The 23,249-nt window shown below is 41.3% G+C and carries 23 protein-coding genes and 3 pseudogenes; 18 read left to right on the top strand and 8 right to left on the bottom strand.

Annotation, left to right across the window (positions count from 1 at the left end):
* Positions 1-14: 14 nt before the first annotated feature.
* The 4 genes and pseudogenes from nadA (at position 15) to JCM15124_RS03815 (ending at position 3,141) form a co-directional block, all read left to right on the top strand.
* Complete coding sequence (nadA, locus tag JCM15124_RS03830; protein ID WP_024998374.1) at positions 15-1,007, top strand: quinolinate synthase NadA; 993 nt, start codon at positions 15-17, stop codon at positions 1,005-1,007.
* A gap of 41 nt (positions 1,008-1,048) precedes the next feature.
* Positions 1,049-1,923, top strand: a pseudogene (nadC, locus tag JCM15124_RS13115) (carboxylating nicotinate-nucleotide diphosphorylase).
* 336 nt (positions 1,924-2,259) lie between these two features.
* Positions 2,260-2,748 (top strand): flavodoxin FldA, encoded by a 489-nt coding sequence (fldA, locus tag JCM15124_RS03820; RefSeq protein WP_024998373.1) that lies wholly within the window; start codon positions 2,260-2,262, stop codon positions 2,746-2,748.
* A gap of 45 nt (positions 2,749-2,793) precedes the next feature.
* Positions 2,794-3,141 (top strand): DUF2023 family protein, encoded by a 348-nt coding sequence (locus tag JCM15124_RS03815; RefSeq protein ID WP_036885010.1) that lies wholly within the window; start codon positions 2,794-2,796, stop codon positions 3,139-3,141.
* 31 nt (positions 3,142-3,172) lie between these two features.
* On the opposite strand, the gene JCM15124_RS03810 is transcribed toward JCM15124_RS03815, so the two are convergent.
* From JCM15124_RS03810 to JCM15124_RS15735, 3 genes and pseudogenes are all read right to left on the bottom strand, one after another.
* Entirely contained in the window at positions 3,173-3,595 is a 423-nt protein-coding gene (locus tag JCM15124_RS03810; protein ID WP_036885002.1) for a hypothetical protein, read from the bottom strand.
* Between the two features lie 64 nt (positions 3,596-3,659).
* Positions 3,660-4,476 (bottom strand): annotated as a pseudogene (locus JCM15124_RS13110) (M48 family metallopeptidase).
* Between the two features lie 171 nt (positions 4,477-4,647).
* Entirely contained in the window at positions 4,648-4,851 is a 204-nt protein-coding gene (locus tag JCM15124_RS15735) for a hypothetical protein (RefSeq protein ID WP_156930629.1), read from the bottom strand.
* Positions 4,852-4,890: 39 nt separating this feature from the next.
* Here JCM15124_RS15735 and JCM15124_RS16435 point away from each other — a divergent pair, with 39 nt between their 5' ends.
* The 9 genes and pseudogenes from JCM15124_RS16435 (at position 4,891) to JCM15124_RS13100 (ending at position 13,927) form a co-directional block, all read left to right on the top strand.
* On the top strand, positions 4,891-5,268 hold the full coding sequence (locus JCM15124_RS16435; protein ID WP_232220072.1) for a hypothetical protein: 378 nt from the start codon (positions 4,891-4,893) through the stop codon (positions 5,266-5,268).
* 38 nt (positions 5,269-5,306) lie between these two features.
* Positions 5,307-5,936, top strand: a complete 630-nt coding sequence (locus JCM15124_RS16430) for a hypothetical protein (RefSeq protein ID WP_232220071.1) — start codon at positions 5,307-5,309, stop codon at positions 5,934-5,936.
* Positions 5,937-5,949: 13 nt separating this feature from the next.
* Positions 5,950-7,134, top strand: a complete 1,185-nt coding sequence (locus JCM15124_RS03795; RefSeq protein ID WP_024998370.1) for a hypothetical protein — start codon at positions 5,950-5,952, stop codon at positions 7,132-7,134.
* Positions 7,135-7,271: 137 nt separating this feature from the next.
* Positions 7,272-7,724, top strand: coding sequence for an NfeD family protein (locus tag JCM15124_RS03790; RefSeq protein ID WP_024998369.1), 453 nt, complete (start codon positions 7,272-7,274; stop codon positions 7,722-7,724).
* 36 nt (positions 7,725-7,760) lie between these two features.
* Positions 7,761-8,714: an SPFH domain-containing protein gene (locus tag JCM15124_RS03785; protein ID WP_024998368.1), complete on the top strand. Its 954-nt coding sequence runs from the start codon at positions 7,761-7,763 to the stop codon at positions 8,712-8,714.
* 8 nt (positions 8,715-8,722) lie between these two features.
* On the top strand, positions 8,723-9,862 hold the full coding sequence (locus tag JCM15124_RS03780) for a UDP-N-acetyl glucosamine 2-epimerase (protein ID WP_024998367.1): 1,140 nt from the start codon (positions 8,723-8,725) through the stop codon (positions 9,860-9,862).
* Between the two features lie 517 nt (positions 9,863-10,379).
* A complete protein-coding gene (locus JCM15124_RS03775) occupies positions 10,380-11,744 on the top strand; it encodes an MATE family efflux transporter (RefSeq protein ID WP_024998366.1) in 1,365 nt (454 codons plus the stop codon).
* An 11-nt stretch (positions 11,745-11,755) separates the two neighbouring features.
* Entirely contained in the window at positions 11,756-11,968 is a 213-nt protein-coding gene (locus tag JCM15124_RS03770; RefSeq protein ID WP_024998365.1) for a heavy-metal-associated domain-containing protein, read from the top strand.
* Positions 11,969-12,009: 41 nt separating this feature from the next.
* Positions 12,010-13,927, top strand: a pseudogene (locus JCM15124_RS13100) (heavy metal translocating P-type ATPase).
* Positions 13,928-14,150: 223 nt separating this feature from the next.
* Here the strand turns inward: JCM15124_RS13100 and JCM15124_RS15730 are convergent.
* The gene (locus JCM15124_RS15730; RefSeq protein ID WP_156930627.1) at positions 14,151-14,288 is read right to left on the bottom strand and encodes a hypothetical protein; all 138 of its coding nucleotides are present in this window, start codon (positions 14,286-14,288) and stop codon (positions 14,151-14,153) included.
* A 231-nt stretch (positions 14,289-14,519) separates the two neighbouring features.
* On the opposite strand from JCM15124_RS15730, the gene JCM15124_RS03760 reads away from it, so the two are divergent.
* The 4 genes from JCM15124_RS03760 to JCM15124_RS16155 are packed head-to-tail and all read left to right on the top strand — an operon-like array spanning position 14,520 to position 17,820.
* The gene (locus tag JCM15124_RS03760; protein WP_024998364.1) at positions 14,520-15,005 is read left to right on the top strand and encodes a T9SS type A sorting domain-containing protein; all 486 of its coding nucleotides are present in this window, start codon (positions 14,520-14,522) and stop codon (positions 15,003-15,005) included.
* 2 nt (positions 15,006-15,007) lie between these two features.
* The gene (locus JCM15124_RS13095) at positions 15,008-15,763 is read left to right on the top strand and encodes a hypothetical protein (RefSeq protein WP_232220070.1); all 756 of its coding nucleotides are present in this window, start codon (positions 15,008-15,010) and stop codon (positions 15,761-15,763) included.
* Positions 15,745-16,170, top strand: a complete 426-nt coding sequence (locus JCM15124_RS16425; protein WP_232220069.1) for a hypothetical protein — start codon at positions 15,745-15,747, stop codon at positions 16,168-16,170. Before JCM15124_RS13095 ends, JCM15124_RS16425 begins: the two co-directional genes overlap by 19 nt.
* 57 nt (positions 16,171-16,227) lie before the next feature.
* Entirely contained in the window at positions 16,228-17,820 is a 1,593-nt protein-coding gene (locus tag JCM15124_RS16155) for a hypothetical protein (RefSeq protein ID WP_024998363.1), read from the top strand.
* 861 nt (positions 17,821-18,681) lie between these two features.
* On the opposite strand, the gene rny is transcribed toward JCM15124_RS16155, so the two are convergent.
* The 4 genes from rny to JCM15124_RS03730 form a co-directional block, all read right to left on the bottom strand.
* The gene (gene rny, locus JCM15124_RS03745; protein WP_024998362.1) at positions 18,682-20,220 is read right to left on the bottom strand and encodes a ribonuclease Y; all 1,539 of its coding nucleotides are present in this window, start codon (positions 20,218-20,220) and stop codon (positions 18,682-18,684) included.
* Positions 20,221-20,251: 31 nt separating this feature from the next.
* Positions 20,252-20,545, bottom strand: coding sequence for a cell division protein ZapA (locus JCM15124_RS03740; protein WP_024998361.1), 294 nt, complete (start codon positions 20,543-20,545; stop codon positions 20,252-20,254).
* An 11-nt stretch (positions 20,546-20,556) separates the two neighbouring features.
* Positions 20,557-20,850 (bottom strand): coiled-coil domain-containing protein, encoded by a 294-nt coding sequence (locus tag JCM15124_RS03735; RefSeq protein ID WP_024998360.1) that lies wholly within the window; start codon positions 20,848-20,850, stop codon positions 20,557-20,559.
* A 93-nt stretch (positions 20,851-20,943) separates the two neighbouring features.
* Positions 20,944-21,579, bottom strand: a complete 636-nt coding sequence (locus tag JCM15124_RS03730) for a DUF8491 family protein (protein ID WP_024998359.1) — start codon at positions 21,577-21,579, stop codon at positions 20,944-20,946.
* Between the two features lie 779 nt (positions 21,580-22,358).
* Between JCM15124_RS03730 and rfbA the strand changes: the two genes are divergently transcribed.
* Complete coding sequence (gene rfbA / locus JCM15124_RS03725) at positions 22,359-23,243, top strand: glucose-1-phosphate thymidylyltransferase RfbA (protein ID WP_024998358.1); 885 nt, start codon at positions 22,359-22,361, stop codon at positions 23,241-23,243.
* Positions 23,244-23,249: the final 6 nt, after the last annotated feature.

Raw genomic sequence — 23,249 nt, 5'->3', positions numbered from 1 at the left:
TAACATTATAAGATATGATAGACAAGAAATGGAGCGAACTGGGTTTTATTGACGAACCAATCCCTGCCAACACAGACATCAAAGCAGAAATAAAGCGTATGTGTAAAGAGAAAAACGCCGTGATAATGGCACATTATTACACAGATGCGGAAGTACAAGATTTGGCGGATTTCGTAGGCGACAGCCTTGCCCTTGCACAGAAAGCAGCCACTACCGATGCCGATATTATCGTAATGTGCGGTGTGCATTTCATGGGCGAAACCAACAAAATACTTTGCCCCGATAAAACTATTCTTGTGCCGGACCTTAACGCTTCTTGTTCGTTGGCAGAGAGTTGTCCCACCGATACGTTCGAGAAGTTTGTGAAAGCTCACCCCGACCACACCGTAATAAGCTATGTAAACACTACGGCAGCAACAAAATCGCTCACCGACGTTGTTGTTACCAGTAGCAACGCATGCCAGGTTGTGGAGTCGTTTCCGAAAGATACAAAGATTATTTTCGGTCCCGACAAGAACCTCGGAGGCTACATCAACCGTATCACAGGGCGCAATATGCTGCTTTGGGACGGTGGTTGCCATGTGCACGAACGCTTTTCAGCGGAAGGCATTAAGCTGCTGAAACAGCAACACCCCGATGCTAAGGTGTTGGCACACCCCGAATGTACGGGCGAAGTAGCTGCACTTGCCGACAAGGTGGGCAGTACGGCTGCTTTGCTGAAGTTCAGCATCAACGACGACGCACAAAAGTTTATTGTCGTTACCGAGGTGGGCATACTCCACGAAATGCAGAAATCTGCACCGCAAAAGACCTTCATTCCTGCGCCATCGAACGAAGAACCGCATGCCTGCAACGAATGTAACTACATGAAACTCATTACAATGAGGAAACTATATAATTGCATTAAATACGAATGGCCCGCGATAGAGGTAGATCCTAAGATAGCGGAAAAGGCTGTGCGTCCTATCAATAAGATGTTGGAAATATCAAAGAAACTTGGCTTGTAGTACGCTGCAATCCGTTTTTCACCTATTTATATTATAACGATATGTTACAAGTAGAAGAGTTAAACGATAGATTAATCGACCTTGCCTTTAGCGAAGATATTGGCGATGGCGACCATACAACCCTTTGTTGCATACCTGCCGACGCCATGGGCGAAAGCAAATTGCTGATAAAAGAAGAAGGAATATTTGCCGGAGTAGACATTGCAAAGCGTGTTTTCCATCGCTTCGACCCCGAACTCGTGGTAGAAGTGTATATCGAAGACGGCGCACACGTAAAGCCCGGCGATATTGTTATGAGCGTGAAGGGGCGCGAACAAAGTCTTTTGCAGACAGAACGCTTAATGCTCAACATACTTCAACGCATGAGTGGTATAGCCACTATGACCCACAAATACCAACAAGCCCTTATCGATGCAGGCACAAAACACGTGTTTTAGACACTCGCAAGACCACCCCGGGTATGCGAATGCTTGAAAAAGAGGCTGTTCATATCGGCGGAGGTATGAACCATCGTATCGGACTTTTCGATATGATACTCTTGAAAGACAACCACATAGACTTCTGCGGTGGGGTTCACAACGCTATTTCTCGTGCAAAAGCCTATTGCAAGGAGAAAGGCAAGAACTTGAAAATAGAGTGCGAAGTGCGCAATTTCAAAGAACTCGACGAGGTATTGGCGGAAGGCTGCGACCGTATCATGTTCGATAACTTCACACCCGAAGAGACTCGAAAGGCGGTAGACATAGTTGCGGGGCGTTGCGAAACCGAATCGAGTGGCGGAATAACCTACGAAACCATGATACCGTATGCAAAAGCAGGTGTCGATTTCATCTCTTTTGGCGCACTCACGCATAGCGTAAAGGGATTGGATATGAGTTTTAAAGCTGCAGGAAGCGATAAACTTGTGGTAAAATAGCATATAATAGGTATTCGGAAATAGTGTAAATGGCTATTTCTTATGATAGAAGATGGTAGCGTAGAATGCGAAAACATTTTGCGCTACCATCTTTTTTGCGTTTTACTAACTTTGTTTAGGTGTTTTACTTCAATTTCTTTAATGAATGTGAAATAAAAATATTAAAGCCCGTTTGTTGCTTCTTTTCTCACAGAAAAAGTTGTGTTAAACCTAATAAACCACTACTTAAAAGTAGGTATTTTGCAAGAACCCCTATTTTTAGGTATTGCACGAAAAAATAAAACTCCCTATCTTTGCAAACGTAAACAAAACAATAGTAACAAAATTAATACAAAAATGAAGAGTACAATAGTAGTTTTCGGTTCATCAACCGGTACATGTGAGAATATTGCAAACACCATTGCAGAGAAATTAGGTGTAGAGGCTATTAACGTTACAGATTTTTCTGCCGATACTATTGCTAATTACGACAACCTTATCCTTGGTACTTCTACTTGGGGAGCAGGTGAATTGCAAGACGATTGGTACGATGGTTTAAACGTTTTGAAGGAAGCAGACCTTTCAAACAAGACTGTGGCACTTTTCGGTTGTGGCGATAGCGAGTCTTATTCTGACACTTTCTGCGGTGCTATGAAAGAAATTTACGATGCTGCCCAAGGCGCAAAAATCATCGGAAGCGTACCTACCGAAGGTTATACATTCGACGATAGCGATGCAGTTGTAGACGGCGAATTCATCGGTCTTGCACTCGACGATGTAAACGAAGACGACTTAACCGAAGGAAGAATCGATGCTTGGTTGAACAGCATTAAAGGTTCTTTATAATAAAAATTTAGATAGCATCTAAGTATTTTATATATAATGGAAGGAATGGCAGCCGATATGAAAGTCTTATTGAACCATATTTATGAGTTCAAGAAGGGAGTACGGCAGATGGTGCTTTATACTTTCAACAAGAAGTATGAAGACTTTGTTACCGCACGTCTTCATAGTCAGCAGATACCTTTCATTATTCAGCCGGTCGGAAACAGCAGTTTAAACCTGTTCTTCGGGCGCAAGGAATGTTTAGATGCTATACGCTTATTCGTAACCAAGCCGCTAAATCAGCTTACCCCGGAGGAGGATTTCATACTGGGGGCAATGCTTGGATATGACATTCGTGTGCAGTGCGAACGCTATTGCGAAAGAAAGTGCCGCACTTGCAACCGAGTACAATAATACTATGGTTATGGTAGAGGCCATACCAAGGTTAGTAATGAAAATCTTGTTCGCGAAATAAAATTATTTCATAATGTTTTTGTATAGGATTAAGGCTGGCTGTGAAGTCAGCCTTTTCTTTTGTCTTTTCTTCGTCCCCAATAGGTTTTTGTAATGTACGTTGGCGAGTAGAGGAACAATTTATCACGTTCATAGCACCGAAAGAACGGCAAGTTTCCCTATAATTTCTTTTTCCTCTATGTTTCCTGCGAACCTTTAAACTAATATGCAGAAATACCTCCGACCTTGTAAAGATTATTTCTTTAAAAAGTGGTAGTTGCGTTTTGGCATTGCGAAAGCGGCTGTTTTGCAGCGCAAAGCCTACGCTTTTACAGTGCAAAACAGCCGCTTTCGGAACGCAAAACAATAGGTTTTGCAATATGTTGATAGCGAGATGGTTAAGTGCTAAATACATTTACGAAAAACATTTACACTCTTATTGCTCGCTTTTCGCTATGCAAAGGGTTTGTTACAGAGCTTTATCTCCTTTTGCTTGCTTGATAGTATTTCATTGCTTCGGGCAGCCAGCTTGAATGTTCTTAATGCGGTTGGCGTCAGAAGGGTGGCTGCTCAGGAACTCCATTGGCGCACCTTTCGACGAAGCAGCATACGTTGCCAAAAGGGAATGGCGTTTTGAGGGTCGTAACCTGCCATGGCAGCAAAGATAAGTCCCATATAGTCGGCTTCTTTCTCGTTCTTTCTGCTATACTTCAGGTTCAGAAGCGATAAGCCTGTTGAGGCTACCGAACTTACAATATCGCCGGTACCGCTACCAACAGTAGAGTTTAGCACCGTTCCTAAAATAGCCGTGCCAACGCTTTGGTTTTTCTGCTTTGTTATTTGTTCGGCACTGTGCTTTGCTACTGCGTGCGCTATTTCGTGCCCTAACACGATGGCAAGGCTCGCTTCGTTTTGTGTATAGGGCAACAAACCTTCGTAAACAACGATTTTGCCGCCCGGCATACAGAAAGCATTGGCTTGTTTGTCCTGCACAAGATTAAATTCCCATTGGAAGTTTTTTACTTCGTTTGCATAGCCGTTATTGCGCAAATAGGTTTCTACGGCATTGGCAAGTTTGCGCCCAACGCGTGTTACCATTTGTGTATTCTTTGTGTTTGTCGATTTCTTTGTGCTCGACATAAACTTTGCATACTGCGTTTTGCTTAAGCTAAGGAGTTCTGCATCGCTTATGCTAATTTGGCGTGCGCGCCCCGTAAGGGGTACAGTGGAAGTAGTTCCGCATGCGGCAAGCGTGGCGATAACGACGGTCATCACTAAATACTTAATCTTTTTCATCTTTTCTTTTCTTTTAAATATCTTGGCTGTCGTGCAGCCTTCTCTGTTTATTTTGGTTGCGAAAGTACGAACTTTTTCGCTAAGAACGTTGCCTTTGCTGCTTTTTTGTAAAAACAAATCTCTTATAATTTGTTTATTTAACTAAGAATAAATAAATTTGCAGTATAAAAGTTACAAAACTGTAAGTAGGTGTTCATAATTAATTGACATTGTATTTACGGCTATTTCCCAGTTAGTCTTCCGTCTTGAAGAAAGAGTGTAGCGGGCTACACGACTGATGAAAGGCGACAGACTGACGGAAAAGAGACGTGAAGACGATGGCAAAGTGAAAGCATAAAAGATAAAAGCAATATAGATACGTTTAATTTTGAACACCTACTTAACAGCGATTATAATTTATTAAATCATAAGAATATGCGAAGAACTGCCACATTGTTACTGTTGTTGCTCACTACTCTTTGGGCATCGGCACAAAACAAACACACTTATTTGCCCGATTTTAAGAAAGGGCAAACTGTAATTTACGAGTATTTATTGAAGAAGACATATCAGCGAAACAGTGATAATACCACTGTTGATGGGCTGGAATTAAATTCTCCATTTGCAACTTCTATGGGAGAATTTAATTTAATAGATATGGTAAAAATGATTCCTACCGGCGACAATATATCAAATAAATTCTCGCTGAAAGTACTCGAAGCAACACCATACGCCTATATTATGGAATTAAAACTTATTGATGTAGCTTGCCAAAAGAGATTATTAAAGATGAGAGTGCAAAGGAAATCTTAGATATAATTAACTTGGTAAAGAGTCTCAAACTGCGTTTGATGATGTCAAGAAAGTTAGGTGAATGGGTAGTAATCAACACTGATGAGTTGTACAGACAACTTATTGCTGAAGCTCGCAAGCAGAAACTTTCTGTTTTGGAGAACGAAAATGAGGAGAATGATAAAGAGCTGATAGCAGCAATGCAGAGAGAAAATGCAATAAATATCTTCTTTTCTATGTTTGTACCGGGCTTTAATGTCTTTACTGAAGCCTATCACCTACGTTGTGAAGATGGGCATCGGGAAGAAGGAGAACTAAAGGAAGAAGAGGGTAAATTTAAGTTCGTAAGCGATGTAACGAAAGGTAAAGGTAAAGAATTGAACCTTAAAATGAATATGGATATGTATTTTAAATTACGCAAAATTTACGACGATACATATATAAACGATATGGATTCTGTTGTTGTAGACTCTGTTGAAGGATATAATATCGAAATGGATACAATTGCAACAGATGACGAAGACTCGCTATTATACGAAGATTGGAGTGTGTTGTGCAAGGCTCAGAATATAATAGATGTGAAAATGGATAAGAAAAGTTGGTTAAAGGAGTACGAAAATACTGTCATCATTAACTATCCGAATGGTGTTGGCACTATTTATCAAGTACTAAGGCGGCGCAATGACTAAAGAAACAGACAAAATGAAAACAATAAAGAAACAACAAAATAAGATGCGGATATTCTTAACTATCATAACAATGCTTGTAGCCAACGGCTTATGGGCACAGAAGAACAGCGGCTATAGCCCTAAGTTTAAGAAAGGACAGTCTGCTGTTTACGAGTTTTCACTCGAGCAGACACAGAGCGGCACCCCCGATTCGATAAACACAATGCTCGACTTTACCGCTATTATCGGAAGAGATAATCTCCTGTCTAATGAAATAGAAAGGCGAGAACCCAATCTTTCGTGTAAGGTCCGTTTAACGGTTTTAGATGTTTCTCCGTTCACTACAACCATGCAAGTAGACCTTTTAGAGAGTGTCAATTATAGCAAAAAGAAGATAGAATCGTTTTCCGATAGTTTGTTTTACCACTGGTCGGCTGATATTTTGAAAAAGCGTCCGCTTATTCTTACCTTTACTTCCGATATGAAATCATACGTTGTGAGCAATTCGGAAGACTTGCTGCCTGACTTGTCTGAAGTCCTATTAAAGTTGGTTTATGGTGAAAACGCTTCAAGATTGGCAACCCCCTTATACAGCTACAATAGATATGCAGCGCAGGTTTTGCGCTTAATGGATAAAAGTAATATTCGGTTCTTAGCCAATTTTTATATTTTATATGCACCGAGTCTGCTTGATTTAATTCAAACCTTTGCCAATCCATCGCTGACAGAAGGTACTGTTACGAAAGGACGCCCGCTTGATGGAACAAACAGAGAAATGAAGTTTTTTACATCAACGACAACCCAAAATAAGAAGGGCGAATGGACGTATATTTCCGATTTTGAAGAATATACCACTCCTGTTTATAGTAGCGATAGGGAAAGCGACTGGGAATATGGTGCTGCCGTTGATAGTGTTGAAATCGATACGGTGGATAGTTACGATTATGAAGACGATACGGCAATGGTTGATACGCTTTATACAGATACTGCAGAATGGGACTCAACGGAATGGGATTCGGTTGCGGAAGATTATGAATATGAACCCGATACTGCCCTGACCGAAGCCGATAGAATGGCAAAGACACACAGTGAAACACGTATAGGGAAGGACGGTTGGCCAACAGAAATAAACAAAACGATTATGTTAGAAGATGACGGTGTTGCTTGGATATACCGCAGAAAACTTAAGAAGGTGGAGGAAATACAGAGAAAGAAGTAGAGAGAATACAAGAAAAGAAGTAAGGAAAATATAGCAAAGAGGGACTTTTAGTTCCTCTTTTCATTTTCTTTACTAAAAAGTTGTTGGTTTCGTTTTAAAGTATTAACTTTACATTCTAATTATATAAACGTGGCGTTATGATACAATATTTTTTAGAAAATCTTTGGTTGGCATGGCTTTTAGCAAGCCTTTTATGTCTCGTATTAGAATTAACCAATGGCGATTTCTTTATAATGTGTTTTGCCATAGGTGGTGTTGCAGCAACCATTGTCTCGGCTTTCAGCGATAGTTTTACGTTGCAAGTTATTGTTTTTGCCGTGGTTAGTGCATTAAGTATCTTCTTTGTCCGCCCATTTGCACTGAAGTATCTGCATAAAAGCAAGGATACCAGAGTAAGCAATGCCGATGCCATTATCGGCAGAATAGGCAAAGTTACAGAACCAATAACAGCAAATGGACACGGGAGAGTAAAGGTAGACGGTGATTCTTGGAAAGCTGTTGCAGCCAATAACCTTGCTATCGAGGAGGGAACAATGGTGCGCATCGTGGCTTTAAACTCGATTATCGTAACCGTGGAGAGAGCAGAATAGTTTACTTTTTATAAACAAATAAATAACTTTACCATTATGAACATTGGAACTTATGTATTGATTGCCATCGTTATATTGGCAGTCGTCTTTGCTAAAAAAGCAATTGTTATAATCCCACAGAGCGAAACGCGCATCATCGAACGCTTAGGACGATACTTCGCAACTTTGCAACCGGGTATCAATATCATCATTCCGTTTATCGATAGAGCGAAAGAAATGGTGGCAGTGCGCCGCGGACGCTATGTCTACACGAATATTATCGACCTACGCGAGCAGGTTTACGACTTCGACCGTCAAAATGTTATCACGAAAGATAATATTCAGATGCAAATCAATGCTTTGCTTTATTTCCAGATTATGGACCCTTTCAAGGCTGTGTACGAAATAAACAACCTGCCAAATGCTATCGAAAAACTGACGCAAACCACGCTTCGTAACATCATTGGTGAGATGGAACTCGACCAAACGCTCACTTCTCGCGATACCATTAACACGAAGTTGCGTTCAGTTCTCGACGATGCAACCAACAAATGGGGTATTAAGGTGAACCGTGTAGAGCTCCAAGACATCACGCCACCGGAGAGTGTGCTGCAAGCAATGGAAAAACAGATGCAGGCAGAACGTAATAAACGTGCGACAATTCTCACCAGTGAGGGTGAAAAACAAGCAGCCATACTTCAGTCGGAAGGTGAAAAGACATCGCGCATCAACCGTGCAGAGGCTGACAGACAGCAGGCGATATTCATTGCAGAAGGTCAGGCGGAAGCACGAATACGTGTTGCTGAAGCCGAAGCGGTGGCAATTCAAAAAATCACAGAAGCTGTCGGACAAAGCACAAACCCGGCAAATTACCTCATTGCACAGAAGTATATCCAGATGATGGAAGAACTTGCGAAGAACGAAAACCAAAAGACGGTTTACCTTCCATACGAAGCAACGGGTGTAATGGGCTCGATTGGCGGTATAAAAGAAATGTTTAAAGGAGAATAAAAACATAAATGACAGAAACAAATAGCGAACTTAAAATCTGTATTTTCTGTGGCGCACGCCCCAATTTCATGAAGGTTGCGCCCATTATCAGAATTATTAAGAGGAAGCAAAACGAGGGCCGGGACGGTAGAAACATTGCTTATTCGTTGGTCTATGCAGGTAGTGAAACCGACCCGACATTGGAGGACAGCTTGTTTGAAGACTTGCAAATTCCACGTCCTGATGTATATCTCGGTGTGGAATGCGAGAACTTGAACGAGCTAACGGGGCAGGTAATGTCGAAGTTCGAACTGTATTTGCAGCAGAACAACACACACGCCGTTGTGGTTGTAGACGACCTTGCATCGACCATGGCAGCAGCCATTGTGGCAAAAAAGCAGGGCATAGCCTTGGCGCACATTGCTGCCGGAACTCGTTCGTTCGATATAAACATGCCGAAAGAAATAAACCGTTTGGTTATCGATGGGCTGTCGGACGTGCTTTTTACCGCAGGTTTGAGCAACAACAGCATTGCCAACAAAGAAGGCGCAGAGCTTTCTCGTGTCTACATGGTCGGCAATATTCTTATTGATAACATTCGCTTCAATCGTGAACGAATGGGCAATTTGTCGTTAGCAAACATAGCTTCGGTGAGCAATTTGCACTTGAAACCAAAGCAATATTTAATGTTTACGCTAAACCGTAAGGTGCTGATGAACGACAAAGCGAATTTAGAACGTATGTTGAAAGCAATGTTGGAAGCAGCCGGCAACATGCCTATTGTTGCTCCGTTGCGCGAGAATGCCGCCCAAATAGTGCGTTCGCTCGATGCCGCAAAGCACCCAAATTTATGTATTGTCCGGCCTTTGGGCTACTTGGAGTTTAGCTATTTGTTGTCGAATGCAGCAGGAATTGTAACCGATTCGGGCAATGTTGCCGAAGAAGCCACCTTTACCAACGTGCCGTGTGCTACGCTGAACAGCTACACCGAGCACATTGAAACCGTGAAACAAGGTACAAACGTCCTTGTCGGAGAAGATGCGCAGAAACTTCATGCTGCCGTTTCCGATATGGTTGGCGGTAAGTGGAAGACTGCCACAATTCCCGATAGGTGGGACGGTCGCTCTGCCGAACGCATTGTTCAGACCCTTGTCGATTTAGTGAAATAAGTAAAATAGCAAGCGGATATGTCGGTTATGGCATATCCGCTTTTGTTTTATGGCTCTCTATTTAACCGCTGTTTTCTTTCCATTGTGTACAGAAATGTTGCTGTCCGATAGAACTTCAGACTTACAATACATTTCTGAACTTGCCTTTAAACAGCCAATATTATTTCGGTCTTTTCTGCGTTTTCCTTTATCGTTAGATGTGTATGAAATCATCAAAAAGTTTTGTTGGTAGAATTATTTACACGTAAAGAAATATTTATTTACGTGTAGAGAAATATTTACTTACACGTAGAAAAATATTTCTTTACGTGTAAAAAATTTAATAATGTTGCTTTAAAATGACTCTTCCTCCTCATTAGCTAATTCGGTAGACACATCTTTTGCAGTCATACCGAATTGATAGACACAAGCCGGAAAGCTGTGCCGAAAAAGTAAAATCTTGCATCTTTCAATTTTAGTTCTAATTAAACATTCGCATTCTTTTGGTTATTTAGTTTTTTGTATCTTTGCCTTTGATATGCACAAAGGTAAAAATAATTATACGTTTCTTACAGAAGAGCCCATTCATAAGGTTGTCGTAACAATGGCTGTGCCCACCATTATTTCGATGTTGGTAACGAGCCTGTACAACATTGCCGATACTTACTTTGTGGGACAGATAAACACGCAGGCTACAGCAGCTGTGGGCATTGTGTTCTCGGTGATGTTTTTCATTCAGTCGTTTGGTTTCTTTTTCGGACATGGGTCGGGCAATTACATCTCGAGAGAGTTGGGTGCGAAACGCCACCATAACGCTGTTCGTATGGCATCGACAGGTTTTTACTTTTCGTTTCTGTTCGGTCTGTGCATCATGGTAGCAGGCTTGGTTTTCCTCAAACCATTGTCGGTTTTGTTGGGAAGTACTCCTACCATTCTGCCTTATACCGAAAAGTATTTGGGTATCGTGCTTCTTGGTGCGCCTTTCCTTACTTCTTCGCTTACGCTGAACAATCAAATGCGCTTGCAAGGCAATGCCACGTATGCCATGTATGGCATTGTTGTGGGAGCGGTGCTGAATGTTGCACTCGACCCGATACTGATTTTCGGCTTCGATATGGGAATAACCGGTGCTGCCATTGCCACTGTTACAGGACAAGTAGCGTCGTTTCTTATTCTTTTTTATATGGCTCGGCAGGGTGAGAACATCGGTATTTATTTCCGAAACTTTGCTCCTTCGTGGCAAGCGTTCAAGGAAATATTCTTAGGAGGTAGCCCGTCGCTCTCTCGTCAGGGCTTGGCGTGCTTGGCAACCATGTCGCTTAACATTGCAGCAGGCTATTATGGCGACGAAACAATTGCGGCAATGAGCATCGTTACACGCATTTCCATGCTCGTACTCGCCACCGTTATAGGGCTGGGGCAAGGTTTTCAGCCGCTGTGTGGCTTCTGTTATGGGGCAAAACTTTACGATAGATTGAAAGAAGCCTATAAGTTTACCGTGAAAATGGGTACCGTTTTCCTGCTTGTCTGCACGCTCATAGGTTGGATTTTCAGCAGTTCTATCATCGGGTTGTTCCGCAACGACGCACAAGTTATAAGCATTGGTGTTGTGGCACTGCGTTGGCAGCTTTGCACCTACCCATTCAATGCGTTCATTGTAGCCAGCAATATGCTTGCACAGACATGCAGGAAGCCTTGGAGAGCTAACTTCTTGGCTGCCGCCCGTCAAGGATTGTTCTTCATTCCTTTAATTTTTATACTTCCGAAGTTCTTCGGTTTGTTGGGAGTAGAGATGTGTCAGGCGGTGAGCGATGCACTTTCGTTTTTAGCTACAATCCCCATTATGATTTATACGTTCAAGGAATTTAGCAGAGAACAAATAGAATTTAATCAACATAGATAAACAAACAGATTATGGAAAATAAAGTATTTACCGTAAACGGTATGAAGTGTGAACATTGCAAGGCAAGTGTAGAGAATGCCATTAAAGGCGTTGCAGGTGTTGAAATGGCTGAAGTGAACTTGGCAGAAAGGACAGTTAAGGTTTCTTACGACGAAAACTTGGTAAAGCCGGAGCAACTGAAAAGTGCGGTAGAAGCATCAGGTCGTTTTGAAATGATACTATAATAAGGTATTTATAAAGTAGGAATTGGAAAGAGGAGAATAATGTGAAGAAAACTATTCCGGTAATTGGTATGGCGTGTTCGGCATGTTCTGCCAATGTAGAAAGAAAGCTCAACAGTTTAAACGGTGTAACTTCTGCTTCGGTTTCGTTGCCTTCTCGCACCGCATTGATAGACTTTAATCCTGATGAAATATCGTTAGAAGACCTGAAGGCAGCTATTAATGCCATCGGTTTCGACCTTGTAATAGAAGAGGGACGCTCTGCCGTTGAGATTGAAAAGCGCGCTTTTACGTTGTTGAAACGCAAAACTGCTTTGTCGTGGCTGTTTGCCATCAGTATTATGGCGGTGTCTATGCATTGGATAGATGTAGGAAATGCAAACACAACCAACCAGATAGCGTTGCTCATAGCACTTGCCAATATGGTGTATTGTGGTCGTCGGTTCTATGTTTCTGCATGGAAGCAACTGCAAAATGGCTTAGCAACATGGACACGCTTGTGGCTTTGTCTACGCTGATAGCTTTCTTGTTCAGCGTCTTCAACACTTTTTGGGGCGAAACGGTATGGGGAAGTCGTGGCATAGCGTGGCATACCTATTTCGATGCTTCGGTTATGATAATCACTTTTGTGCTTACGGGCAAGCTCTTGGAAGAGAAAGCGAAAGACGGAACAGCATCGTCTATTCGCCAAATGATGGGAATGACACCCAAAACAGCCCATATCGTAGATGGCGAAAGGGTAGAGGAAGTGCCTATTTCTACCATCGAAGTGGGCGATTTGCTTGAAGTTCGTACAGGCGAGAAAGTACCTGTGGACGGCGAAGTGGTTTGGGCGGAGAGCTTTATGACACCCGATGCTGCCTATATAGACGAGAGTATGATAACGGGCGAGCCTAATCCTGCACAAAAACGGAAGGGCGACAAGGTGCTTGCAGGCACTATTCCAAATCAGGGAAAGCTAAGAATGCGTGCCCGACAGATAGGCAAGGACACTGTGATAGCGCAGATTATACGCATGGTGCAAGAAGCACAAGGCTCTAAAGCTCCTGTTCAGCGTATCGTAGACAAGGCTGCTTTGGTATTTGTTCCCGTTGTTGCATCGATAGCCCTCTGCACTTTCCTTCTGTGGTGGCTTATTGGTGGCAATGCGTATCTGCCGCAAGCCATTCTGTCGGCTATTGCCGTGTTGGTCATTGCTTGTCCGTGTGCAATGGGTTTGGCTACACCGACAGCGTTGATGGTGGGCATAGGCAAGGCTGCCGAGAAGCAAATACTTGTCAAAGACGCTGCTGCGTTAGAAAATCTGCGTAAGATAGACGCGCTTGTAACCGATAAAACGGGTACATTAACCATTCCAAATAGAAGCATAGACTTCACTAAATCAGACGATTTGGCTTTGGAAGAACGCGAAACACTAAAGCCCAATGCCAGAAAAGCAATGGAAACATTGCAGGAAAACGGTGTGGAAGTTTATATGATGAGTGGCGATAAGGAAGAAGCTGCAAAGTATTGGGCAGAGAAAGCGGGCATAAAGCACTATCAAAGTAAAGTGCTGCCACAAGATAAGGAAAATATGGTGCGCCGTTTGCAGGCTGAAGGCAAGCGTGTAGCGATGGTGGGCGATGGCATAAACGACACGCAGGCACTGGCTTTGGCAGATGTCAGCATTGCAATAGGCAAGGGAACAGACGTGGCGATGGACGTTGCGCAAATCACGCTTATGGGCGACGACCTTCAAACCTTGCCCGAAGCCTTGTTGTTGAGCCGCCGCACCGTGCACATGATATGGCAAAACCTGTTCTGGGCATTCATTTACAACATTGTTTGCATACCGCTTGCAGCAGGAGTGCTATATTTGTTCGGCATCGATTGGCAGATAACGCTTCGTGGGCAAGTGCATTGATGGCATTTTCGAGTGTTAGCGTTGTGCTCAACAGCTTACGATTGCGACTGATGAAGTAAATTCTATCGGAGATATAGATAGGGTTAGTAGAAATATATAAATGTCGGAACGATTTGGTTCTTGCTCATAGCAGATACTGAAAAACTGCTTTGGCTTTGTAAAAATTGTTCCGTTAAAAAGTGGCAACTACGCTTTGACACTTCAAAAGCGTAAGTTTTGCCCATCAAAACCTATTGTTTTGCTCTTCAAAACCTACGCTTTTGAATTGCGAAACAATAGGTTTTATAATGCGCTGACAGCGAGTAAGTTATCCGAAAAATAGTCTTTCAAAAAATATTTATACTTCTGTTCTCTGCTTTCTGAATACAAAACGAGGAATGCAGGAGCAATAGGGTGGAAGTCTAAAATGTGGCTTCCCATTCCTTTTATAACTTTGTAACAAACTTTATAGCTTACTTTATGCATAATATTTCGTAATTTTGACTTAATTGAGAGGTAATTCTGCTATTTTAAGAAAATAAATTTTGTTTTTGAAAAAAAAATACTTATCTTTGCGAAAACCATATACAATAAGGAATTAACCCTCTTCTACTAAAATGAAGTGATTTCACTTAAATAAAATATTACTAACAATCATCAACCCAAGAACGTATGGAAAAGAGAAAACTATTAATCGCAATTGGGCTGGTTCTCGCAAACAGCTCCTTTGCACAGAGTGTGTCTGAAATGACAATCAAGACAGGCGCAGGAAACAAAACCTACAAGATTAGCGAGTTGAAGAACATCGTCGTTGATGCCGGTTCTAATGTGTTACAGGTAAACAAAAACAATTCGGGAAGTTCGGAAACCTACAAGTTTGCCGACATTCAAGGTATTGTTTTCGATGTCATCTCAGGTATCGGTGAGACTCGGCTGCCCGACAGCAATTTGAGTATCTATTCTCCTGCCAACAGCAATCTCATTTATGTTAATGGTCGTGAGCAGGGCAAGCATTACGAGATAGGCATTTACAACGCCAATGGGCAGGTCGTGCTTCGGGATACCGACTGGCAAGGACAGGCAGTGGATATTTCCGGACTCGCCAAAGGTATTTATGTATTCAAAATTAATAACACAACATTCAAATTTAGAAAGTAACCATGAAGAAGTATCTAATCCTTTTACTTGCCGTATGCCAAGGAATGGCAGCTATGGCACAGCAAAACACTTCATATAAAATGAAGGTAACGCTCAAGTCGGGTAAGAAGATAGCACTTCTTGCAGAAGACATAGATTCGCTCACATTTGCCCAATACGAAAAGGCACAAGTAAATTTAAGCAAGCGTTTCGTTACGTCGAGTACTATTGCGGTGAATATGGAACTTCAGGAAAACTGCGGGCGTTTCTATGCACTCTGCCTGCCTGCTGAACAAAAAATCCCCGAAGATAAGTTGAAAGACTATATTATCGAGCACAAGACATTGGATAAGAAAACTTCTTATAAGAAGTCGTTCGATATGCTCGAACCCGAAAAAGAATATACCGTATATGCACTGGCTTTCGACACGAACGATATTCCGAGCGAAGTAAGCAAGCTGACACTTAAAACCGGAAAAGCGGAAGACGACGAGTTGGCTATAAAAATAAACAAGATTACGTGCAGAACTGTGGATTATTCCGTAAAATCTAAAAAACCGAATGTTAAGTTCTATACTTTGTGCTCTGAACTTGACAAGTATTATCAGGATTGCGACGAACTCGAAAACAAGGGCGATGTAGTTCAGCATTATATCGCAATGTGGACTTACTTTGCCTCGATGTATGGCACAACATGGCAGAGTATAATGAAGAACGACCTTAAATCAGGCAGTTACCAAGACGTACAGAACAGCTTGCGTTGGAATGCAGACAGATGATTGTGGCTTTCGGAATGAACGATGACGGTGAACTCGTTACGCCTGTTTACACGAAAACTTTCAAGACACAGGCTCCTACACCGTCAAGCAACCAAATCAAAATCGAACTTAAGAAAGTGGCATATCGCGATGTTGTCGTAAAAACGACCACAACGAACAACGATAGTTACTATATCGGAGTGCAGCCCGCTTCTTACGTAGAGAAATTTGCAACTGCCGAGGAAATGATTAATCACCTTTGCTACGAATCAAGCATAGAAGAACAAAACTTCCATGGCGATACCGAAGCAGAGTTCTCTCCCGGACGCCCTGACCAAGATTATTATGCAATAGCTGTGGGATTGGACGACAATGCACCATGTACCACACCGGTTTTAGTAAAGTTTCACCACCCAGCTAAACAATAATTTGCATGTAACCGAAACAGTTGATACGTTCAAAAGAAAAAACAAAAGAAGAAGAAAATGAAAAAGATTATAGTTTTAGCGATGGTAGCATTGGTTTCAACCATGTCGTTCGCCCAAACAGACAATAGCGAGATACTACGAATACATAAGAAAGACAAAACCTATACCGGGGTTCTCCTAAATCAAATCAATGATATTGCATTCGAGAAAGTCGAACCTATGGAGATGGTTGTCGATGTAGAAAAAGTTACTAACAATGAAATGATAATAGATTTCAAGATGCCTGAGAAGTGCAAGAAATGGTATTTGAAGGTATCTACGGAAAAATTAAACGGCACACATGCCGAGCTTCGCAAACAGATAACGGAGGCTCATAACAACGAATATACAACAGACCAGTACCTTAAGTTCCAGAACTGCGTTCCCAACACGGATTATTATTTCTATATTCTTATGTTCGATGAAGACGAAGTGCCTTCAGGCATAACAGAGGTTAAGGTTACTACTCTTGCTGTTGTTGCCGATTTTGAAATATCGTACGAAGTTGAAGGAAACGAAATAAAAATGAATGTTACCCCCGCATATAAAGATTCGGTATATCTGTTCGAGATGTATACACGCGAAGAGGCTCCGAATGATGCTGACGTAGTGCCGAAATTGAGAAAACAAATCGACCATTTGGTGGAAGTTGCACAACAGACAGGCTTCTCGGTGGAAGACCTTCTTGCTGAATACACAACAAAGAATAAAGGTGAAAAGGTATTCAAATCGTTGAAAGAAAACACCGAATATGTCGGATTTGCTTTATACATAAATCCTAAAACGGGAGAATTTCTTTCCGAACCGGTTATCAAATCCGTAAAGACGGAGAAGGTTAAACCTTCCGATAATAAAATAACTATTGAGGTTTCCGATATTAAGCCGCGCAGTGTAGAGGTTCATTTCAAAACAACGAATAAAGACAGATATGCAATGGCTTTCTTCAAATGGTCCGGGAAATGGAAGACATATAGTGATGAAGAAATCGTTGATATACTCACCATGCCTACCTATGCGCAATATATTCGCATATATGAAGGCGACAAAGATGTGCAGCTTCCAAATCTTTCGCCCGAAACGGAATACTGTGTAGTTGCATTCGGATATTCGGGCGGAGTAGCCACAACGCCATTAGTAAAGAAGTTCTTCACCACTGCTAAAATAAAAGTAGCCGATGTCTCATTCAGTTTGATTTATAATAAGTATTACGATGGAGATGAACTTATTCAAGCCTATCCCGGTAAATTTGATGGAGCGGAAGGAAAAGCTGTCTTGCCGGTGAAGGTGAAAATAACGGGAGAGGCAACAAAGTTCTATTACGGATTGTATTCGGAAGACCTCACCGACCCATCGTCGCGTACTGACGAAGACCTCGCTAACGAATTGCTGACTTATGGGATTTCCGATGCAGAAACAGCATTCTTTGTTCCTTACGAAACAGTTTGCACTGCTGTAGGCTATGCCGTAGATGCAGAAGGAAATCATGGTCCGGTGTACCGCCAGCGCATTTATCTGACTAAAAGCGGCGTGTCGCCTGTGAGTGAACTTAAGACCACAAATTTTAAGATAAAGAAAATCTTAGAAAGTCATAACACTTCAAAGGAAAGATAGCCTGTCCTTATTTCTTTCTTCTCTGAAAAAGGTAACTATTAAGCAGGTTTCTGCATTTTATAGCTTTAAAATCTGAAGTAGGGAAGAGAACCAAAAATAAGTTATAGCGCATTCCGGTAAATGCCTCTTGAAAGTAGAACAAAACTTTCGAGAGGCATTTCGAATTTTATATACCTTAGTGGATATAGGCGTGTTCTATAAAACTTCCATCATAACGTGAGTTCGGTATAAGAATTATGCCAGTATATTATTCATACTGATACTTGAAGAAAGAACGAAAAGAAGGTAATAAAGGTGTTAATATTTTTCGCAAGCGTATCTATTGATTAACCGTCTGTCTGTCAGTGAATTACAAAATCTATTGTTTTATGTTCCAAAAGCGGCTGTTTTGCACAGTAAAAGCGTAGGTTTTGCGTTGCAAAACAGCCGCTTTAGCAATGCTAAAACGCAGTTATCACTTTTTAACGGAATCATTATTACGAAGTTAAGCTGAAGAACGCTCACTGCTTCATCAGAAGATTTGCTTAAAAACATCTGTGAGATTACCTGTTTAACCTGCTTTCTTATGCCGAATTTACGTTAAGTAGTGCCTTATTAAAGTATATTGAGTTACGGTCTCTGCCCGTTGTTTCTTTGATGGTTATTGCTCTCTTTGGGCTTATGCTCTTAGAGAAGACATTTATAATTCTTCAACCCTATGTTATTATAGTGCAAATTTTGTCTCATCGTTCAAGGTCGTTGCACCAATGTTGAAGTTATCGGTAACGGCAATGCCTTTATGTATTCATAAACAAAAAGCGAACTATTCCAAAAGGAACAATTCGCTTTTTATAAGTTTTTATTAAACAAGAATGACCGTGTTTATTTTGCGTAAGAAACACTGCGTGTTTCTCTAATGACGGTGATTTTTACCTGTCCGGGATAAGTCATTTCGTTTTGAATCTTTTCAGCAATCTCGCTACTCAATTGTTCGCTCTGAATATCGTTCATCTTGTCGGCACCTACAATCACACGGAGTTCGCGACCTGCTTGAATAGCATAGGTCTTGGTAACACCCGGATAGCTCATTGCAATGGCTTCCAAATCGTTCAAACGCTTGATGTAAGCCTCTACGATTTCGCGGCGTGCGCCCGGACGTGCGCCTGAAATTGCATCGCAAACCTGAACGATAGGTGCAATAAGACTTGTCATTTCTGTTTCGTCGTGGTGCGCAGCGATAGCATTGCAGATTTCGGGCTTCTCTTTAAACTTCTCAGCAATACGACCACCGTATAATGCGTGTGGAAGTTCTGTTTCTTCGTCAGGCACTTTACCAATATCGTGCAATAAGCCTGCACGTTTTGCCTTCTTCGGATTTAGACCAAGTTCGCTTGCCATAATGCCACAAAGATTGGCGGTTTCGCGAGCATGTTGGAGCAGGTTTTGTCCGTATGAAGAACGATATTTCATCTTACCGACGATGCGGATTAGTTCAGGATGCAAACCGTGGATACCCAAATCGATAGCTGTGCGCTTACCCGTTTCGATGATTTCGTTGTCTAATTGCTTTTTAACCTTTGCCACAACTTCCTCGATGCGGGCCGGGTGAATGCGGCCGTCGGAAACCAATTGATGGAGAGCCAAACGGCAAATCTCACGGCGAACAGGGTCGAAACCGGATATGACGATTGCTTCAGGAGTGTCATCGACAACGATTTCAACACCGGTAGCTGCTTCAAGGGCACGGATGTTGCGACCTTCGCGCCCAATAATTCTACCTTTTACTTCGTCGCTGTCTATGTGGAACACGCTAACCGAGTTTTCGATAGCTGTTTCGGTGGCAACACGTTGAATGGTTTGAATGACAATTTTCTTGGCTTGTTGGTTCGCGTTCAGTTTTGCTTCATCAACAATTTCGTTGATATATGACGCTGCATCGAGCTTGGCTTGGTCTTTCAAACTTTCTACAAGGCGGGCTTTTGCCTCTTCGGCACTCAAGCCGGAAAGTTCTTCGAGTTTAGCACGTTCTGCTTCTTTCTGCTTTTCTAACTCTTGTTCCTTAACCATCAACAACTTCTTGTCGTTTTCAATGCGCTGCTGCTGTTGTTCAACCTCTTGCTTGCGACGGTTCATTTCGTCTAAACGTTGGTTCAAGGTAATCTCTTTCTGTCTTAGACGGTTTTCGTTTTGCTGAAATTTATGGTTTCTTTGTTGCACCTCCTTTTCAAGTTCGCTCTTCTTGTTAAGGAATTTCTCTTTAACTTCGAGTAGTTTCTTTTCTTTCAACACATCGGCATCTTTTTCAGCTTTCGCCATAATGTCTTTGTATTGACCGTTAATTATGTAACGGAATGCAGTGTAGCCGACAATGAGACCTACAACGAGACCTACGAGAGCTACAATTATTGTTATCAGACTCATTTAAATTATTTATAATGTTATTTATTCTTGGTTATTTCTTAAGTGCTTCCTCTATCTCTAAAGTGAGTTTTCCAAGAATGTCATTGAATGGTGCAGTGTCGTTGCGTGCGCCTTCTTTTTTATAATGAAGGGCTATATCTAACATTGCCATGTACAGAATGTCTTTATCGCTCTTTTTACCTTTAAAATAGGTTGCATAGGTGTTTACAGTATCTGTAATTAGTTTTGAAGCGGCACGGTAGTATTCTTCGTCTTCGCGAGGAATATTTACCGATAGCTCTGTATCGTATACATGTAACCTAATATGCAATTTATCGTCTGCCATTCAATTCGAGGTTATTTCTCACTAATGAGTGTGATGCACTTGTTTACATCGCGGATAAGTTTGGATATTCGTTTCTGTGCGCCTTCCATATCGCCATCAGAAATTTCTATCATCTTAGCCATCTTTAATGAATTATAGTCGCTTTGCGCCTGTTTCAGCTGTGCTTCGAGCTTTGCAATCTCTTTTTCACGCTGATCCACCAAATCGTACAACTCGTCGTTTTCCTTTTTTACCTCTTCATACTGAAGAATCATTTGTCTAACACGAGTTGCAAAAGTATTCAGTGTCTTTTCATTCGCATTCATTTGCCTATATCATTTTGGCTACAAATTTACGTTAAAGTTTTAATTTAACAAAATTTCCGACCGATTTTTTCTATTCTACAACAGAACAAAGTTTTATTTTGTTGCTGTATTGTCGGCATTTTGCTTTGGTTCTTTCTTTGCCAAGAGGACGATTTGGTACACAAATTCTGTTGCCCATTGGCGTGAAAAACCAAGCCGTTGCGATAGCTGACGAACCGACATGACAGCCTTTATAACAGCCGGGTCGGTGTAGCTGTTTTTAGTGTAAATATCATTAATCGTCTTTTCGGTCATCGTGTAGATGATTTTCTTGAAGAAACCCGGCACGCGGAGTTTAAATTTCATCAGGTTCCCAATAAGCATCATCAGGTCTTGGGTATAGGCTTGGAATTGATAAAGATAGCTTTGAGCATCTTGTATCTTCTTACAATTCTTCTTGATGCTGGCGTCTACTTCGTCGAAGAACAGGTCGTTGGTGCCGTATAAGTTCTTCATCGTTTTTCTTATACTGTTCTTTTCGCCCACTCCTAATTTATTATTGACAGTCGGAATGCGGAAAGTTTGCTTGTAAGTACGAAGGTCGGGCAACATGGTTAAATTCGTAATACCCAACCGCGCGGCAAGGGCAGCTTGAAAATACACACGCACTAAAGTCATGTAGTCGTTCATGCCGCCGACTTTTTCTTGTTCTTCGTTATTTCCTTTGAATATTTTAGAGAAAATTCCCATTTTAGTTCATTAATGAATTTGATTAATAATTGAGTTTGCACTCTTTCACGGTTGCAAAGTTAAGAAAATAAAATAAGATTTTAAGGTAATAAGTATATTTTTCTTTTTGTTGTTCAATGTAGATGCTGAAAAATATCTCTGATTTTGTAAGAATAATTCTGTTAAAAAGTGATAACTACGCTTTGATACTTCAAAAGCGTAGGTTTCGCCCGCCAAAACATACGCTTTTACCTTCCAAAACCTACGCTTTCGGAATGCGAAACAATAGGTTTTGCAACACGTTGAAAGCAAGTAAGTTAATCGGTAGATACATTATGGAAGAATATTTACACTTTTGTTATCTGTTTTCTGTTATATGTTGTCGGGAGCGTGATAAATCATTTTCCTACGTTTTCTACGGATTAGTTGGTAAAATCTCTGCTGTATGGAGCTTATGTAAGGGTGTGATTTATTACATTCCTTATACTATTTGGTCTGTCGTAAAAGCAAAAGTAACTAAAGAACTCACTTCCGTGCAGGGAAGTAACCCCTGATTTTATGCGATGCAAAAAGTTTTACCGGATAGTGATAATTTTTTTCACAGATGCCTTGAATATCAATTTAATTGATTACCTTTGCAGGCAATAAACAGAATAACTCAGAATTGAATGAGGAGAACTAACTATTTGCGAGTAACTATTGGAATGTTTCTGCGAAATGTGAAGATTGGAAAAATCGTATTGTCTGCTTATTCTGACTGGGCATAAATCAATATAATAAGTATTTTAAATAAAATAAGTATGAAAGGTATTGTTCTCGCAGGAGGCTCGGGCACTCGCCTTTATCCGATAACGAAAGGCATAAGTAAACAGTTGATACCTATTTATGATAAACCAATGATTTATTATCCTATTTCCGTATTGATGCTTGCCGGCATAAAGGAAATATTGATAATATCGACCCCATACGATTTGCCGGGTTTTAAACGTCTGTTAGGCGATGGGCATGAATTTGGAGTAAGTTTTGAATATGCAGAACAGCCTTCGCCCGATGGGCTGGCACAAGCTTTCATTATCGGCGAACAGTTTATTGGCAACGATTCTGTTTGTTTGGTTTTGGGCGATAATATCTTTTACGGTGCAGGCTTTACGGGAATGTTGAAGGACAGCGTAAGAAATGCAGAACAAGACGGTAAAGCCACTGTGTTCGGTTATTTCGTAAACGACCCTGAACGTTATGGTGTTGCAGAATTTGATAAGGAGGGAAATTGCCTTAGCATTGAAGAGAAACCCGAACACCCAAAGAGCAATTACGCTGTGATAGGATTGTATTTCTATCCAAACAGTGTTGTGGAAATAGCGAAGCATATAAAGCCTTCGGCACGAGGCGAACTTGAAATAACAACCGTAAATCAAGAATATTTAATCAAGAAAGAACTGAAGGTGCAAACATTGCAACGTGGTTTTGCATGGTTGGATACCGGTACGCACAATAGCCTGTCCGAAGCAAGTACATTTATAGAATGTATAGAGAAACGCCAAGGTTTGAAAGTTGCCTGCCTTGAAGAAATAGCATATAAAAAAGGTTGGATAAGCAATCAACAACTTAGAGAAAATGCAGAGCCTATGAAGAAAAACGAATACGGTCAATATCTTCTTTGCCTTGCTGATGAGAACAATCAATAGAATAAT

Source organism: Prevotella falsenii DSM 22864 = JCM 15124, from assembly GCF_000613945.1.
Lineage (GTDB): Bacteria > Bacteroidota > Bacteroidia > Bacteroidales > Bacteroidaceae > Prevotella > Prevotella falsenii.
The sequence above is the reverse complement of the archived record's forward strand: the minus strand, read 5'-3'. Positions and strand labels throughout refer to the sequence as shown.

Bases quoted from the DNA above. Each gene is read 5' to 3' on its own strand.
- nadA (WP_024998374.1), top strand. From the start codon at position 15: ATGATAGACAAGAAATGGAGCGAACTGGGTTTTATTGACGAACCAATC.
- fldA (WP_024998373.1), top strand. From the start codon at position 2,260: ATGAAGAGTACAATAGTAGTTTTCGGTTCATCAACCGGTACATGTGAG.
- JCM15124_RS03815 (WP_036885010.1), top strand. From the start codon at position 2,794: ATGGCAGCCGATATGAAAGTCTTATTGAACCATATTTATGAGTTCAAG.
- JCM15124_RS03810 (WP_036885002.1), bottom strand. From the start codon at position 3,595: ATGTATTTAGCACTTAACCATCTCGCTATCAACATATTGCAAAACCTA.
- JCM15124_RS16435 (WP_232220072.1), top strand. From the start codon at position 4,891: ATGCGAAGAACTGCCACATTGTTACTGTTGTTGCTCACTACTCTTTGG.
- JCM15124_RS16430 (WP_232220071.1), top strand. From the start codon at position 5,307: ATGATGTCAAGAAAGTTAGGTGAATGGGTAGTAATCAACACTGATGAG.
- JCM15124_RS03795 (WP_024998370.1), top strand. From the start codon at position 5,950: ATGAAAACAATAAAGAAACAACAAAATAAGATGCGGATATTCTTAACT.
- JCM15124_RS03790 (WP_024998369.1), top strand. From the start codon at position 7,272: ATGATACAATATTTTTTAGAAAATCTTTGGTTGGCATGGCTTTTAGCA.
- JCM15124_RS03785 (WP_024998368.1), top strand. From the start codon at position 7,761: ATGAACATTGGAACTTATGTATTGATTGCCATCGTTATATTGGCAGTC.
- JCM15124_RS03780 (WP_024998367.1), top strand. From the start codon at position 8,723: ATGACAGAAACAAATAGCGAACTTAAAATCTGTATTTTCTGTGGCGCA.
- JCM15124_RS03775 (WP_024998366.1), top strand. From the start codon at position 10,380: ATGCACAAAGGTAAAAATAATTATACGTTTCTTACAGAAGAGCCCATT.
- JCM15124_RS03770 (WP_024998365.1), top strand. From the start codon at position 11,756: ATGGAAAATAAAGTATTTACCGTAAACGGTATGAAGTGTGAACATTGC.
- JCM15124_RS15730 (WP_156930627.1), bottom strand. From the start codon at position 14,288: ATGGGAAGCCACATTTTAGACTTCCACCCTATTGCTCCTGCATTCCTC.
- JCM15124_RS03760 (WP_024998364.1), top strand. From the start codon at position 14,520: ATGGAAAAGAGAAAACTATTAATCGCAATTGGGCTGGTTCTCGCAAAC.
- JCM15124_RS13095 (WP_232220070.1), top strand. From the start codon at position 15,008: ATGAAGAAGTATCTAATCCTTTTACTTGCCGTATGCCAAGGAATGGCA.
- JCM15124_RS16155 (WP_024998363.1), top strand. From the start codon at position 16,228: ATGAAAAAGATTATAGTTTTAGCGATGGTAGCATTGGTTTCAACCATG.
- rny (WP_024998362.1), bottom strand. From the start codon at position 20,220: ATGAGTCTGATAACAATAATTGTAGCTCTCGTAGGTCTCGTTGTAGGT.
- JCM15124_RS03740 (WP_024998361.1), bottom strand. From the start codon at position 20,545: ATGGCAGACGATAAATTGCATATTAGGTTACATGTATACGATACAGAG.
- JCM15124_RS03735 (WP_024998360.1), bottom strand. From the start codon at position 20,850: ATGAATGCGAATGAAAAGACACTGAATACTTTTGCAACTCGTGTTAGA.
- JCM15124_RS03730 (WP_024998359.1), bottom strand. From the start codon at position 21,579: ATGGGAATTTTCTCTAAAATATTCAAAGGAAATAACGAAGAACAAGAA.
- rfbA (WP_024998358.1), top strand. From the start codon at position 22,359: ATGAAAGGTATTGTTCTCGCAGGAGGCTCGGGCACTCGCCTTTATCCG.